The following is a 243-nucleotide window of genomic DNA, read 5'->3' on the forward strand; positions in this document are numbered from 1 at the left end:
GTCTCGCGCTGGCTGATCGGGAATTGCGCCAGGTTGTAGATGGCGCCTTCCTCGCTGACTCGGCGGAACTCCAGGGGGATGACCTTGCCGGTCAGGTCCTTGGCCGAGCCGGTCACGGCGGCCTCTACCGGCTTGCCTTCCTCCATCGGCACCACGTTGATCACGCCCTGCGCCTTGCTGCGTACCAGGCCGACCGCGCTGGCCACGTTGGGCTGGAGGAAGCTGGAGTTGAACACGTTGTAG

At 65.4% G+C, this 243-nt stretch carries 1 protein-coding gene; it reads right to left on the reverse strand.

The window, feature by feature from the left end:
* Positions 1-243: DUF4426 domain-containing protein (locus ACLJNW_RS27880; protein ID WP_410961835.1), on the reverse strand; the 243-nt coding region annotated here is incomplete at both ends.

The organism is Salmonella sp. SAL4457, from assembly GCF_046548235.1.
GTDB lineage: Bacteria > Pseudomonadota > Gammaproteobacteria > Enterobacterales > Enterobacteriaceae > Salmonella > Salmonella enterica.